The sequence below is a fragment of the Kaistia geumhonensis genome (genome assembly GCF_030815145.1).
Classification (GTDB): domain Bacteria; phylum Pseudomonadota; class Alphaproteobacteria; order Rhizobiales; family Kaistiaceae; genus Kaistia; species Kaistia geumhonensis.
The window spans coordinates 1,790,378-1,805,036 of record NZ_JAUSWJ010000001.1 but is presented as its reverse complement, the minus strand read 5'-3'; the positions used below and the strand labels follow the sequence as shown (position 1 = coordinate 1,805,036).

The window sequence follows — 14,659 nt, the reverse complement described above, 5'->3', positions numbered from 1 at the left end:
GATGTCCATGCCCACGGCCTATCGCCTCACTACCCGCACCAGAGCGGGCACGATCACCGGCCTCGTCGCGCTTGTCCTCATCGCCGTCGGCTTCGCGCTGCCGGCCTTCGTTTCGCGGAGCACGATCCAGGACCTGTTCTTCATCCTGACCATGCTGGCGCTGGCGCAGCTGTGGAACCTCCTCGCCGGCTATGGCGGGCTGGTCTCGGTCGGGCAGCAGGCCTTCGTCGGCATCGGCGCCTATGCGATGTTCGCTGCCGTCATCCTCCTCGGCTGGAATCCGGTCGTTGCGATCCTCGCCGGCGGCGTCGCGGCGCTGCTCCTCGCGATCCCGACCGCCTTCTTCGCCTTCCGCCTGCAGGGCGCCTATTTCGCCATCGGCACATGGGTGATCGCCGAGGTGACGCGCCTCCTCGTCGCACAATGGAAGGCGCTCGGCGGCGGCACGGGCACCTCGTTGCCACGCGAGGCGACGGGCAACATCATGGGCGTCGATCTCGTCCGCGCGCTGTTCGGCGTGCGCGAGGCGGCGGCGCGCGACATCCTCGCTTATTGGCTGGCGCTCATCCTCGCGGTCGCGATCACCGGCGGCATCTACTGGCTGCTCAGGAACCGCCTCGGCCTGGCGCTGGCGGCGCTGCGCGACAACATCGATGCGGCGCAGTCGGTCGGCGTCGACGCGGTGCGGCTCAAATGGGCGGTGTTCCTGCTGGCCGCCGCCGCCACCGGCCTCGTCGGTGGCCTCGTCTTCATGCAGACGGCGCGCATCTCGCCCGGTGCCGCCTTCGCGGTCACCGACTGGACCGCCTACGTCATCTTCATCGTCGTCATCGGCGGCATCGGCACCATCGAGGGTCCGATCGTCGGGGTGATCGTCTTCTTCCTGCTGCGCTCCGCGCTCGCGGACTATGGCAGCTGGTACCTGCTGACGCTCGGGCTCATCGCCATCGCCGTCATGCTGTTCGCGCCGAAAGGGCTCTGGGGCCTCGTCTCCTCCCGCACCGGCCTGCACCTGTTCCCGGTCCGCCGCAGGCTGTCCGGGCCGAAGATCCAAGGGGGAACCTGATGGCCGATATCGAAACCGACGTCCTCATCGTGGGCACCGGCCCGGCCGGCTCGGCCACGGCCGCGCTGCTCTCGAGCTATGGCGTCGCCAATCTCATCGTCAACCGCTACCGCTGGCTCGCCAACACGCCGCGCGCCCACATCACCAACCAGCGCGCCATGGAAGTGCTGCGCGATCTCGGGCCCGACGTCGAGACCGAGGCGATGATGCATGCCTCGCCCCAGGAGATCATGGGCGAGAACGTGTTCTGCGAGAGCCTCGCCGGCGAGGAGATCGGCCGCATGAAGAGCTGGGGCACGCACCCGCTCTCCAAGGCCGAGCATCTGCTCTCCTCGCCCTGCTTCATGAACGATCTGCCGCAGACCTTCATGGAGCCGATCCTGTTCAAGACGGCCTGCGCCCGCGGCACGCAGTCCCGCATGAGCACCGAATATCTTTCCCATGTTCAGGACGACGACGGCGTCACCACGACGCTGCGCGACCGCCTGACGGGCAAGGACCTGACCGTCCGCTCGAAATTCCTCGTCGGCGCCGATGGCGGCAACTCGCTCGTCGCCGAGCATCTCGGCCTGCCCTTCGAGGGGAAGATGGGCGTCGGCGGCTCGATGAACATCCTCTTCCGCGCCGATCTCTCGCGCTATGTCGCGCATCGGCCGAGCGTCCTCTACTGGGTCATGCAGCCCGGCGCCGATGTCGGCGGCATCGGCATGGGCCTCGTGCGCATGGTGCGGCCGTGGAACGAGTGGCTCATCGTCTGGGGCTACGACATCAACCAGCCGCCGCCGGACGTGACGCCGGAATTCGCGACCGGCGTCGCCCGCCAGCTGGTCGGCGATCCCTCGCTCGAGATCGAGCTGCTCGGCGCGAATACCTGGACCGTCAACAACTGCTTCGCGACCCATCTGCAGAAAGGCCGCGCCTTCATCATGGGCGATGCGGCGCACCGTCATCCGCCGTCGAACGGCCTCGGCTCCAACACCTCGATCCAGGACGGCTTCAACCTCGCCTGGAAGCTCGCCAAGGTGGTGAAGGGCCAGGCCGGCATGGGCCTCCTCGACAGCTACTCGGCCGAGCGGGCGCCGATCGCCCGCCAGATCGTGACCCGCGCCAACAAGTCGATCGCCGAGTTCGGGCCGATCTTCGAGGCGCTCGGCATGGATGGCGGCGTCGATCACGAGAAGATCCAGCGCAACATGGACGCCCGCGCCGACGCGACGCCGGCAGCCGAAAAGCAGCGCGAGGCGCTGCGCCAGGCGATCGCCTTCAAGAAATACGAGTTCGACGCGCATGGCGTCGAGATGAACCAGCGCTACCGCTCGAACGCCGCGGTCACCGACGGCGAGGCGGAACCGCCCTTCGAGAAGGATGCCGAGCTGCACTATCAGCCGACCACCTGGCCGGGGGCGAGGCTGCCGCATGTCTGGGTGTTCGACCGCGCCGGCCGCAAGGTCTCGACGCTCGACCTCACCGGCCATGGCGAATTCACGATCCTGACCGGCATCGGCGGCGAGGCCTGGGTCGAGGCGGCCGAAAAGCTCTCCGCCGAGCTGGGGATGCCGATCCGCGCCCATGTGATCGGGCCGCGCCGCCCGCTCGAGGACCATGTCGGCGACTTCGCCCGCGCGAGCGAGATCGGCGACAGCGGTTGTCTGCTGGTGCGGCCCGACCATCACGTCGCCTGGCGGGCGAAGACGATCGCCGCCGACCCGGCGGCCGAGCTTCGCCGCGTGCTCACCCACATCCTGGCGCGCTGAGGAGGACGGTCATGCCGCAGGACCACGAATACGGCTACTTCACCGAAGAGGACTCGGCCGACGTCGTCATCGCCCGCAACGCCAATGCCAAGGACGAGCGGCTGAAGGAGATCATGGCCGTCCTGGTGCGCAAGCTGCACGAGGCGGTCAAGGAGGTCGAGCCGACGCAGGAGGAATGGTTCCGCGCCATCCTCTTCCTCACCGAGACAGGCCAGATCTGCAACGAATGGCGGCAGGAATACATCCTGCTCTCCGACGTGCTCGGCGTGTCGATGCTCGTCGACGCCATCAACAACCGGAAGCCCTCCGGCGCGTCCGAATCGACAGTGCTCGGCCCCTTCCATGTCGACGACGCGCCCGAACTGCCGATGGGCGCCGACATCTGTCTCGACCAGAAGGGCGAGCCGATGTTCGTGCATGGCCACATCCTCGACACGAAGGGCAACCCGGTCGAGAACGCCAAGATCGATGTCTGGCAGGCCAATGACGAGGGCTTCTACGACGTCCAGCAGAAGGGCATCCAGCCAGACTTCAACCTGCGCGGCGTGTTCCGTACCGGCGCCGACGGCCGCTACTGGTTCCGCGGCGTCAAGCCGAAATACTACCCGATCCCCGACGACGGCCCTGTCGGCAAGCTGCTCGGCGCGCTCGGCCGCCATCCCTACCGCCCGGCGCATCTCCACTACATCATCACGGCCGAGGGCTTCGAGCCACTGACGACGCATATCTTCGATCCGGACGACCCCTACATCAATTCGGACGCCGTCTTCGGCGTGAAGAAGAGCCTCCTCGCCGAATTCGTGAAGATCGACGACGCGGCCGCGGCGAAGACCGTGGGGCTCGCTGCTCCCTATTACGACGTGGAATTCGATTTCGTGCTGGCGCGCCGGAAGGGCGCCTGAGGGGAAAGAGATGGCTGCTCTCGAGACAATGTTCGACGTCCGCGGCAAGTCGGTGATCGTCACCGGCGGCGCCAGCGGCATCGGCAAGGCCTATGCGGAGATCATGGCCGAGCATGGCGCCCGCGTCGCGATCTTCGACATCGATCCGGTCGGGCTGAAGAAGGCCGTCGCCGAACTGGGCGACAAGGGCTGGGATGTCTGGGGCGAGATCGTCGATGTCGGCGACCGGCCGGCCATGGCGGCGGCATTCGACCTCGTCGCCGCCCGCCACGGCCGCATCGACACGGTGTTCGCCAATGCCGGCATCGATCCCGGCCCCGGCTTCAACACGCCGACCGGCGAGCGCAACCCCGCCGGCGCCATCGAGAACATCCCCGACGAGCAGTGGGACCGCGGCATCGAGATCAACCTGACCTCGGTCTACACGACGGTGAAGAACGCCGTCCGCCACATGAAGGGGCATGGCGGCGGCGAGATCATCGTCACCTCCTCGATCGCCGCGCTCATCAACGAGAGCATCGTCGGCACGTCCTACATGCCGGCCAAGGCGGCGGTGAACCACTTCGTCCGCCACATGGCCATGGAACTCGGCGCCTACGGCATCCGCGTCAACGCCATCCTGCCGGGGCCCTTCATCACCAACATCGCCGGCGGACGGCTGCGCAACAAGGAAGACCGCGCCGCCTTCGAGAGCCAGTCGCTGATCGGGAGGATCGGCGATGTGGAGGACATCAAGGGACTGGCGCTGCTGCTGGCTTCGCCGGCCGGCGCCTATTTCACCGGCTCGCTCATCGTCATCGACGGCGGATCGCTGACCCGCATGACCTGAGCGCGCCCAAATGCCGGACGGCCAGGGAGGGCCGGACGGAAGCGAATATCCAGAGGGAGGATACCGGAATGACCTACTACAACAGGATCCTGAGATCGGGCATCGCGCCGAGCCGGCGCAGCGTGCTGAAGGGCCTCGCGGCCAGCGCCGCGGCCTCCAGCCTGGCGCTGCCCGGCTATGCTCGGGCGGAGACGGCCGGCAAGATCAAGGTCGGCTATATCAGCCCGACCACGGGCCCGCTGGCGCTTTTCGGCGAGACCGACGGCTATACGCTCGGGAAGATCCGCGCCGCGCTCGGCGGCAAGCTCGAATCCTCGAACGGCAAGACCTACGAGATCGAGATCCTCGACCGCGACAGCCAGTCGAACCCGAACAAGTCGGCCGAAATCGCCGGCAATCTCATCCTCAACGACGAGATTCACCTGCTGCTGCCGGCCTCGACCACCGACACGATCCTGCCGGCGGCCGAGCAGGCGGAGCTCTACGAGACGCCTTGCCTCTCCTCGGGCGCGCCTTGGCAGGCCGTCGTCTTCCCGCGTGGCGGCGGCAAGCAGGAGTTCAACTGGACCTATCACTTCTTCTGGGGCCTCGACGAGGCGCTGAACACCTTTGTCGGGCTGTGGAACGGGCTGGAGACCAACAAGAAGGTCGGCATGCTCTTCCCCCAGAACATCGACGGCGAGACCTGGGGCAACGACGAATACGGCCTGCCGGTGCCGACCAAGAAGGCCGGCTACGAGGTGTTCGTTCCCGGCTACTTCCAGCCGCGCACCAATGACTTCTCGGCGCAGATCGCCGAGTTCAAGAAGAACAATTGCGAGATCATCGGCGGCATCACCTATCCCGACGATCTGAAGACCTTCGTCACGCAGTGCAACCAGCAGGGCTTCAAGCCGAAGGCGGTGACCGTCGCAGCGGCGCTGCTCTTTCCGAGCGGCGTCGAGGCGATGGGACCGCTCGGCAACGGCATGTCGTCGGAGGTCTGGTGGACGCCGGCCTTCCCGTTCAAGTCGTCACTGACCGGCGAAGTCAGCCGCCAGCTCGCCGACCAGTGGGAGGCCGACACCAAGAAGCAGTGGACGCAGCCGCTCGGCTATTCGCATGCGCTGCTCGAGGTGGCGATCGACGTGCTGAAGCGCTCGTCCGATCCGCTCTCCCGCGAGGCCAACCGCGACGCCGTCGCCGCGACCAATCTGCAGTCGCTTGTCGGACCGATCAAGTTCGACGGCTCGCCGCACAAGAATGTCTGCAAGACCCCGATCTTCGGCGGCCAGTGGGTGAAGGGCACCAAGTGGCCCTATGACCTCAAGATCGTCGACAACTCGGTCAACACGCTCTTCACGCCCGAGCAGAAGATCGTTCCGATCGCCTGGTGAGATGATGCGGGACGCGGGGGGAGCGATGGACAAGAATGTCCTTCTCGAGGTGCGCGGCGTGTCGAAGTCCTTCGGCGCCGTCCGCGTCCTGCATGAGGTCAGCTTCGACGTCAATCGGGGCGAGGTGCTCGGCATCCTCGGCCCGAACGGCGCCGGCAAGACGACGCTGTTCAACATGATCAGCGGCGACCTGAAGGTCTCGGGCGGCGAGATCCATCTCGCCGGCCGGGCGCTGCGCGGCGAGCCGACGTTCCGCCGATGCAAGATGGGGATCGGGCGCACCTACCAGATCCCGCGCCCCTATTCGGGCATGACGACCTTCGAGAACCTGCTCGTCGCCGCGGCGTTCGGCGGCGGGCGCTCGGAAAAGGAGAGCTACGCCTTCTGTGCCGCCGTGCTTCGGGAGTGCGAGCTCGCCGACAAGGCCAACCGCCAGGCGGGCGCGCTGACGCTGCTCGACCGCAAGCGGCTCGAACTCGCGCGGGCGCTCGCCTCCGACCCGAAGCTCCTGCTGCTCGACGAGATCGCCGGCGGGCTCACCGACGACGAGTCGAAGGCTCTGGTCGGGCTCGTCCGCCGCATCCGCGACCGCGGCGTCACCATCGTCTGGATCGAGCATGTCCTGCACGCGCTGCTCGCCGTCGCCGACCGGCTGATGGTTCTCAATTTCGGCGAGCGGATCGCCGAGGGGCCGCCTGCCGAGGTCATCGCGCTTCCGGAAGTGCAGCGCGTCTATATGGGGATCGAGGCATGAGCGCCGTCCTGTCCACGCATGGATTGATCGCCCGCTACGGCGATTTCCAGGCGCTCTATGGCGTCGATGTCGAGCTCCATGCCGGCGAGGCCGTGGCGCTGATCGGCGCCAACGGCGCCGGCAAGTCGACCTTCCTGCGCGCCGTAATGGGCCTTCTGCCCGTTGGCCGCGACATGGTCCGCCTCGACGGCGAGCCGGTCGGCGGGACGTCGGCGGACCGCATGGTGAAGCGCGGCGTCGCCATCGTGCCGGAGGGGCGGCGTCTCTTCACCGGAATGTCGGTCGACGACAACCTGAAGGTCGCCATCGACCAGGCCGCGCGCCTCGGCGCCAAAGGCGGCTGGTCGCTCGAACGGCTGCACCGCCTGTTCCCCATCCTGAAGGAGAAGGCGAAGACGCCGGTGCAGAGTCTTTCCGGCGGCCAGCAGCAGATGGTGGCCATCGGCCGCGCGCTGCTCTGCCAGCCGCGGGTCCTGCTCTGCGACGAGATCAGCCTCGGCCTCGCGCCGAAGGTGATCCGCGAGATCTATGCCGCGCTGCCTGAAATCCGCGGTGCGGGCACGGCGATGATCCTCGTCGAGCAGGATGTCGGCCTCGCGAAGGAGGCGACCGACCGCCTCTACTGCATGCTGGAAGGCCGCGTGACGCTGTCCGGCCGCTCGGCGGAGGTCACGCGCGAGGCGATCGGCGAAGCCTATTTCGGAGCAGGCCATGCAGTGGTTTGACGCACTGGTGCAGGGCATCCTGCTCGGCGGGATGTATGCGCAATACGCGCTCGGCATGGCGCTGATGTTCGGCGTGATGCGGATCGTCAATATCAGCCATGGCGATCTCGTCATCCTGCTTTCGCTGATCGGCATCTCCATGGCGGCCGCCTGGGGGCTCGGGCCGCTGGCCGTGCTGGCGATCCTCGTGCCGCTCGGCCTCTTCCTGGGCTGGCTCCTGCAGAAGGCGGTGCTGAACAAGGTGGTCGGCAGCGATCCGCTGCCCTCGCTGATCGCCACCTTCGGCCTCTCGATCGCGCTGCAGAACCTGATGCTCCAGATCTGGTCGGCGAACAGCCGCTCGCTTCCGGGCGGCGGCATCGAGAGCCGGTCGGTCGATATCGGCGGCATCTATATCGGCCTCCTGCCGGTCATCGTGCTGGTGGTGGCGGTCGCCCTCACCTGGGGTCTCGATCTCATGCTGAAGAAGACCCGCTTCGGCCGCGCGCTGCGGGCCGCGGCCGCCGATGTCGAGGCGGCGGCGATGACGGGCATCAATCCGCGTGCCGTCTATGCGCTGGCGACCGCGGTCGCGGTCGGCATTCTCGGCTTTGCCGCCGTCTTCCAGTCGCTCCGCTCGACCGTCGCTCCGGCCGATGGCGCCGCGCAGCTCATCTACGCCTTCGAGGCGGTGATCATCGGCGGCATGGGCTCGGTCTGGGGCGCCTTCATCGGCTCGATGGTGCTCGGCATCTCGCAGGGCATCGGCTTCCGCATCGACCCCGGCTTCGGCGTGCTCGCCGGCCATCTCGTCTTCCTGATCGTGCTGGCGACCCGCCCGCAGGGCCTGTTCGGAAAGGCATGACAATGACAGCGATCTCAAACGCCGCCGCCGCCATTCCGGCCCCCGCCGTCACCGTCCGTCGGCAGACGAATTCGGGCCGGATTGCCATGACACTGGCGATCACCGCGCTCGTCGCCGTCGCGGTCATGCCTTGGTGGGCCTCGACCGGCACCATCCGCATGATCCTGGAGCTGTGCTGCTACATCGCGGTCGCGCAGATGTGGAACCTGCTCGCGGGCTATGCCGGCCTCGTCTCCGTCGGCCAGCAGGCCTTCATGGGCGCGGCGGGCTATGCGCTGTTCGTCCTCGCGCAGACATTCGGCATCAACCCGTTCCTGGCCGTGCTCCTGTCGCTGATCGTCCCGGCGGTGCTCGCCGTGCCGCTCTATTTCCTGCTGCACAGGCTGGACGGACCGTACTTTTCGATCGGCACCTGGGTCGTCGCCGAGGTCTTCCGTCTCGTCGCGTCCAACCTGCCGCTGGTCAATTCCGGCGCCGGCATGTCGCTGCGCGTCATGAGCCAGTATTCCGCCTTCGAGCGCAACGTCGCGATGTCGCTCCTCTGCGCCTTCATGCTGCTCGTCACGCTCGGCGGCAGCTACTGGCTGCTGCGCTCGCGCTTCGGCCTCGCCCTCATCGCGATGCGCGACAATCCCGTCGCGGCCGCCAGCCAGGGCGTCGACGTCGCGCGGCTGCGCTTCCTGGTCTATGTCGCCGCGGCGGTCGGCTGCGGCCTCGCCGGCGCGGTCTATTTCATGGCGCAGCTCCGCATCAACCCGCCCTCGGCCTTCGATCCGATGTGGGCCAATGTCGCGATCTTCATCGTCATGATCGGCGGCATCGGCTCGATCGAGGGCGTGCTGATCGGCTCGCTGATCTTCTTCATCGCCGATCGCTGGTTCGGCGAATATGGCGCGACCTATTTCGTCGTGCTCGGGCTGATGACGCTTCTCGTCGCGCTCTATGCCCGCACCGGCATCTGGGGCCTTCTCTCGCGCCGCTTCGACGCGCCGTGGTTCCCCTTCCGCCGCATTCTCGTCGACCCGAACCGCTGAAGGGGACCGCCATGAGAGTCGCCATCTTCGACGCCGTCGGCAGCCCGCTCCGCATCGGCACGATGCCGGAACCGGCACCGGCCGAGGACGAGGTCGTGCTCCGCGTCGCCGCCTGCGGCATCTGCGGCAGCGACCTGCACATCACAGAGGATCCGGCCGCCTTCGGCATCACGCCCGGCTTCGTGCTCGGCCACGAGTTCGCCGGCGAGGTGGTGGCGCGCGGATCGGCCGTCTCGGACCTCGCCATCGGCGACCGTGTCGCGGTGGTGCCGATGCGCGGCTGCGGACGCTGCGAGGCCTGCCGGCGCGGCGACCCGGCCCGCTGCGCCGAGATGGTGCTGATCGGCGGCGGCTACGCCGAATATGTCGCCGTCGCCGCCCGCCAGTGCCAGCGACTGCCGGACGAGGTGGCGCTCGAGGACGGGGCGCTCGCCGAGCCGCTCTCGGTGGCGCTGCACTGCGTTATCCGGTCCGGCATGAAGGCCGGCGACAGCGTCGCCATCATCGGGGCCGGGCCGATCGGGCTCCTCGTCGCCTTCTGGGCCCGCCGCTTTGGCGCGCGCCATGTCGTCGTCGCGGACATTCACGAACATCAGAAGGAGCGCGCGCTGGCGCTTGGCGCGACCGGCTTCACGCTCTCGGATGCGCGGCTTGCCGAACGGCTCGCCGATCTTTGCGGCGGCGCGCCGGACATCGTCTTCGAATGCGTCGGCAAGCGCGGCCTGATCGAGGCGGCGGTGAAGGCGGTGCGGCTGCAGGGCACGGTGGTGGGGGTCGGGCTTTGCGTCGGCGGCGACAGCTGGGACCCGTTCCAGGCGCTCTCGAAGGAGATCAGTCTGCTCTTCTCCGTCTTCTTCCACCAGAGGAACGAGTTCGGACCGGCGCTCGATGCGCTGGCCGGCGGCCCCTTCGCGCCACAGGCGCTCATTACCGACCGCATCGACCTGTCGCCCGTGCCGCAGGTCTTCGAAGGTCTTCGTCGTCGCACCACTCAATGCAAGGTGCTGATCCAGCCGGAACAGGTTTGAGGAGGAACATCCATGGCGGCTTTCGAGACGCTCGAATTCGACATCGGCGGCGTGAGGACGGTCGTGAAGGCGATCGGCAGCGGCAAGCCGGTGCTGTTCCTGCACGGCGCCGCGACGCTGGAGGGCTTCGACTTCGCCGAAGGACTCGCCGACCGCTTCCGCGTCCTGGCGCCGAGCCATCCCGGCTTCGGCTTCTCGGGAGAGGCGCCACATGTCGCCGGCATGGCCGACATGGTGCTCCATTATCTGAACCTTCTCGATGCGCTTGACCTTGCCGAGAAGCCGCATCTCATGGGCTTTTCCATGGGCGGCTGGATGGCGGTCGAACTGGCGGCGCTCGGCCGCGAGAAGTTCGACAAGGTGGTGCTGGTCGCCCCGGCCGGCCTCAACGATCCGGAGCATCCCGCGACCAATCTCGGCGCGCTCGCCCCGCAGGACCTGCCGGGCTACCTCGCCCATGACGTGACGGTGGCGCTGCGCTATTTCCCGGACGGCACCGACATCATCTTTGCCGAGCGCTTCGGCGCCGACCGCGCCCGCGAGGGCGAGACGCTCGGCCGCCTGCTGGCGCCCTTCGGCATGGGCCACCCCAATCTTCGCCGCTTCCTCGCGCGCATCACCAATCCGGCGCTCGTCGTCTGGGGTGCCGAGGACAGGCTGCTGCCGGCGAGCCAGGCCCCGCTCTTCGTCGAGGCGCTGCCCCATGCGCAGCTGATGATCGTCGAGGATGCCGGCCATTTCGTCATGCAGGAGAAACCGGAAACGCTCGGAAAGATCGGCGACTTCCTCGCCGGCTGACCGCTGCCACATCGAAGAGGAGGACACGACATGAACAAGCCGATCAGGCACGGATATTGGGGCTCCGCGGTCGACTACCGCGACCTTCTGACGAAGATCGAGGAAATCGGACCGATCCTCGAGAAGAACGCCGCCGCCGACGAGGAGAAGGGCGAGCTGACGGCGGAGAGCTTCGAGGCGCTGAAGCCGCTGCGCTTCTCGCATCTGCTCGCCACCGAGGCGCTCGGCGGCGCCCAGCTGCCGCCGACGCAGGTGCTGGAACTGCTCGCCGCCGTCACCTGGCATTCCGGCTCCGCCGGCTGGGTGTCGATGGTGCATTGCTGCATCGGCGCCATGTCGGCCGCCTTCCTGCCCGACAGCGCCGTCGAGCGCCTGTTCGGGCCCGGCACCGACAACCGCTTCTCGGGCCAGGGCGCGCCGCTCGGCATGCTGAAGAAGGTCGAGGGCGGCTATCGCCTCACCGGCAAGTGGAGCTATGGCAGCGGCTTCAGCCACGCCACCTATTCGCACAGCGCCTGCTTCGTCGACGATGGCACCGGCAAGCCGGCCAAGGACGAGAACGGCAACGTCATCGTCATGTGCGCGCATGCGCCCATCGAAGAGCATGTCCAGCTCGGCAACTGGGACGTGCTCGGCCTCGGCGGCACCGGCTCGATCGACTATGCGGCCGAAGACGTCTTCATCGCCGAAGACCTCGTCTTCCCGATCCTGACCGCGCCGCCGCAGCGCCTCAAGGAACTGTTCTCGCTCGGCGTCGTCGGCCTCGCCGCGATCGGGCATACCGGCTGGGCGCTCGGAACGGGCCGCCGCATGCTGGACGAGATCGCGAAATTCGCGCGCTCGAAATCCGGCCGCGCCGGGCTCCTCGGCGAGAGCGAGAAGTTCTGGTACGACTATGGCCGCGCCGAGGCCCGCTACCGGGCGGCGCGCGCCTTCGTCTTCGAGACCTGGCGCGACATCGAGGCGACCGTCGAGGCCGGCACCGCCGTCACGACGCAGCAGATCAGCCTGGTCCATCTCGCCAAGTCCGAGATCCACGAGGCTGGCGTCGACATCTGCAACTTCGCCTATCGCGCCTCGGGCGGCGCCGGCCTCAGGGCGGGCGTCATCCAGCGCACCTTCCGCGAGATGATGGTGGCGGCGAACCACTTCACCATCGCGCCGTCGATCGTCACCTCGGCCGGCCGCAATATCGGCGGCCAGTGGACGAACCGCGTCTGGCAGTTCTACGACCTGATCGAGAAGAAGTAAGCCAGGAGCCTTCCGGCGCGAGGCGGGTTCCGCTTCGCGCCGGGGATTTTCGGGACCGGGCGGCATCGCGCCGTCCGGTCCGCCTTCCTCCGAAGGAACATGCGATGAGCCAGCCGAACCCGATGACCGATGCCTTCCGCGAGGCCTTTCGCCGACATCCGGCCGGCGTCGCCGTGATCACCGCCGATCCGGGCGACCGGCCGGTGGCGATGACGGTGTCGTCGCTGATCTCGGTGAGCGCCGCGCCCCCCGTCGTCGCCTTCTCGCTCTCGACCCGCTCGGCGTCCTCGGCGCCGCTGCTGAAGGCCGAGACCATGGTCATCCATCTGCTGCGCTTCGCCGATATCGAGCTCGCCCAGCTCTGCGCGACGAGCGGTGCCGAACGCTTCGGTCCCGGCATCGCCTGGGAACGGCTGCCCACCGGCGAGCCGCGCTACACCCGCGTCTCGACCTGGTTCCGCGCCAAGAAGCTCGGCCTCCTGCCCATCGACGGGGCGACGCTGGTCGCCGCCGAACTGCTCGAAGGCGATGTGAGGGGCGGGGACGATCCGCCGGAGCATCACTCGCTCGTCTATCTCGACCGGCGCTGGCACCGGCTCCACAAGGAGCTGGAAGGCGCGATCTCGCTGTTCGATTCCTCGCATTTCGTCTGAGCCCCCGATGACCGATCCTCTCGGCGGGGCGGCCGATTTCGGCGCGTTCGACGTCATCGTCGTCGGCGCCGGCTCCGCCGGCTGCGTCATCGCCAACCGCCTTTCGGCCGATCCCGCGCGTCGGGTGCTGCTCGTCGAGGCGGGCAAGGGCGACAACCATCCCTGGGTCCATATTCCGGTCGGCTATCTGTTCGCGATCGGCAATCCGCGCCTCGACTGGGGCTTCCGCACCGAGCCGGTGCCGGGCCTGGGCGGGCGCAGCCTGCTCTATCCGCGCGGCAAGGTCCTCGGCGGCTGTTCGTCCATCAACGGCATGATCTACATGCGCGGGCAGGCGGCCGACTATGACGGCTGGCGTGCGCTCGGCAATCCCGGCTGGGGCTGGGACGAGGTACTGCCGCTCTTCCGCCGTTCGGAGCACCATTTCGGCAAGGCCGATGCCGCGCACGGCAGCGAAGGCGAGCTGCGCGTCGAGCAGCAGCGGCTGCGCTGGCCGATCCTCGACGAGGTGGCGCGGGCGGCGGTCGAGATGGGCATCCCCGCCACCGCCGATTTCAACGCCGGCGACAACGAGGGCGTCGGCTACTTCCCGGTCAACCAGCGGCGCGGCATCCGCTGGAACGCCCGAAAGGCCTTTCTCGATCCGGCACGGCGGCGGCCGAACCTCGTCGTGCTCACCGAATGCCATGTCCGCCGACTGATCCTCGAGGGGCGGCGTGCCACCGGCATCCTGTTCACACGCGGCGGCAGCGCCTTCCGGGCCTCGGCGCGGCAGGAGGTGATCCTGGCGGCCGGCGCGATCGGCTCGCCGCAGCTGCTGGAATTGTCCGGCATCGGCGATCCGGCGCATCTCGCGGGCATCGGCATCGAACCCGTTCATGCGCTTCCCGGCGTCGGCGAGAACCTGCAGGATCACCTGCAGCTTCGCACCATCTTCGCGGTGACGGGCGCGCGCACGCTGAACGACCGCGCGGCAACGCCCTGGGGCAAGGCGGGAATCGCCCTGCAATATGCGCTCACGCAGAGCGGTCCGATGGCCATGGCGCCGAGCCAGCTCGGAATCTTCACGCGCAGCGGCCCCGAGCACAACCGCGCCAATATCGAATATCACGTGCAGCCGCTGTCGCTCGATGCCTTCGGCCAGCCGCTGCACCGGACGCCTGCGCTCACCGTCTCGGTCTGCAATCTGCGGCCGACGAGCCGCGGCGCGACTCATGCGACCGCGCCCGACGCCGTCGCGGCGCCGGCCATCCAGCCCAACTATCTCTCGACCGAGGCCGACCGGACGGTCGCAGCCGAGAGCATCCGCCACGCGCGTCGCCTCATGGCGACGCGGACCATGGCGCGGTACCGGCCGACCGAGGTGAAGCCCGGACCGGGCGACGAGAGCGACGCGGCGCTGGCGAAGCTCGCCGGCGAGATCGGCACCACGATCTTCCATCCCGTCGGCACCGCGCGCATGGGCAGCGATGACGCTGCCGTCGTCGATCCGGAGCTGAGGGTCCGGGGGATCGGGGGCCTTCGCGTGGCCGATTGCTCGATCATGCCGACCATCGTCTCGGGCAACACCCACGCCGCAGCGGTCATGATCGGCGAGAAGGCGGCCGAGCTTGTGATCGCCGCCGGGCGGGGCTGACTGGCGCAG

Annotated in this window: 14 protein-coding genes; all 14 read left to right on the top strand. The window is 68.1% G+C overall.

All coding sequences use genetic code 11. From position 1 onward, the window contains the following. Position 1: 1 nt before the first annotated feature. The 14 genes from QO015_RS08525 to QO015_RS08460 all read left to right on the top strand — a co-directional run bounded on the left by QO015_RS08525 (position 2) and on the right by QO015_RS08460 (position 14,650). Positions 2 to 1,066, top strand: a complete 1,065-nt coding sequence (locus QO015_RS08525) for a branched-chain amino acid ABC transporter permease (RefSeq protein ID WP_266280074.1) — start codon at positions 2 to 4, stop codon at positions 1,064 to 1,066. Beyond that, positions 1,066 to 2,820, top strand: a complete 1,755-nt coding sequence (locus QO015_RS08520) for an FAD-dependent oxidoreductase (protein ID WP_266280075.1) — start codon at positions 1,066 to 1,068, stop codon at positions 2,818 to 2,820. The genes QO015_RS08525 and QO015_RS08520 overlap by 1 nt, the downstream gene beginning before the upstream one ends. A gap of 11 nt (positions 2,821 to 2,831) precedes the next feature. After that, on the top strand, positions 2,832 to 3,722 hold the full coding sequence (locus QO015_RS08515; RefSeq protein ID WP_266280076.1) for an intradiol ring-cleavage dioxygenase: 891 nt from the start codon (positions 2,832 to 2,834) through the stop codon (positions 3,720 to 3,722). Positions 3,723 to 3,732: 10 nt separating this feature from the next. Beyond that, complete coding sequence (locus QO015_RS08510; protein ID WP_266280077.1) at positions 3,733 to 4,551, top strand: SDR family NAD(P)-dependent oxidoreductase; 819 nt, start codon at positions 3,733 to 3,735, stop codon at positions 4,549 to 4,551. 68 nt (positions 4,552 to 4,619) lie between these two features. Next, entirely contained in the window at positions 4,620 to 5,927 is a 1,308-nt protein-coding gene (locus QO015_RS08505) for an ABC transporter substrate-binding protein (RefSeq protein ID WP_266280079.1), read from the top strand. A 25-nt stretch (positions 5,928 to 5,952) separates the two neighbouring features. Beyond that, positions 5,953 to 6,681, top strand: coding sequence for an ABC transporter ATP-binding protein (locus tag QO015_RS08500; RefSeq protein WP_266280080.1), 729 nt, complete (start codon positions 5,953 to 5,955; stop codon positions 6,679 to 6,681). After that, positions 6,678 to 7,406, top strand: a complete 729-nt coding sequence (locus QO015_RS08495) for an ABC transporter ATP-binding protein (protein WP_266280081.1) — start codon at positions 6,678 to 6,680, stop codon at positions 7,404 to 7,406. The genes QO015_RS08500 and QO015_RS08495 overlap by 4 nt, the downstream gene beginning before the upstream one ends. Continuing rightward, positions 7,393 to 8,250, top strand: a complete 858-nt coding sequence (locus QO015_RS08490; RefSeq protein WP_266280083.1) for a branched-chain amino acid ABC transporter permease — start codon at positions 7,393 to 7,395, stop codon at positions 8,248 to 8,250. The genes QO015_RS08495 and QO015_RS08490 overlap by 14 nt, the downstream gene beginning before the upstream one ends. A gap of 2 nt (positions 8,251 to 8,252) precedes the next feature. Beyond that, positions 8,253 to 9,284, top strand: a complete 1,032-nt coding sequence (locus QO015_RS08485; protein ID WP_266280085.1) for a branched-chain amino acid ABC transporter permease — start codon at positions 8,253 to 8,255, stop codon at positions 9,282 to 9,284. Positions 9,285 to 9,295: 11 nt separating this feature from the next. Then, positions 9,296 to 10,312 carry a zinc-dependent alcohol dehydrogenase gene (locus tag QO015_RS08480; RefSeq protein ID WP_266280086.1) on the top strand — a complete coding sequence of 339 codons (1,017 nt, stop codon included), beginning with the start codon at positions 9,296 to 9,298 and terminating at the stop codon, positions 10,310 to 10,312. A gap of 12 nt (positions 10,313 to 10,324) precedes the next feature. Further along, positions 10,325 to 11,110, top strand: a complete 786-nt coding sequence (locus QO015_RS08475) for an alpha/beta fold hydrolase (RefSeq protein WP_266280087.1) — start codon at positions 10,325 to 10,327, stop codon at positions 11,108 to 11,110. A gap of 30 nt (positions 11,111 to 11,140) precedes the next feature. Then, positions 11,141 to 12,361 carry an acyl-CoA dehydrogenase family protein gene (locus QO015_RS08470; protein ID WP_266280089.1) on the top strand — a complete coding sequence of 407 codons (1,221 nt, stop codon included), beginning with the start codon at positions 11,141 to 11,143 and terminating at the stop codon, positions 12,359 to 12,361. A gap of 104 nt (positions 12,362 to 12,465) precedes the next feature. After that, positions 12,466 to 13,014: a flavin reductase family protein gene (locus tag QO015_RS08465; RefSeq protein ID WP_266280090.1), complete on the top strand. Its 549-nt coding sequence runs from the start codon at positions 12,466 to 12,468 to the stop codon at positions 13,012 to 13,014. 7 nt (positions 13,015 to 13,021) lie between these two features. Beyond that, the gene (locus QO015_RS08460; protein WP_266280091.1) at positions 13,022 to 14,650 is read left to right on the top strand and encodes a GMC family oxidoreductase; all 1,629 of its coding nucleotides are present in this window, start codon (positions 13,022 to 13,024) and stop codon (positions 14,648 to 14,650) included. Positions 14,651 to 14,659 lie beyond the last annotated feature (9 nt).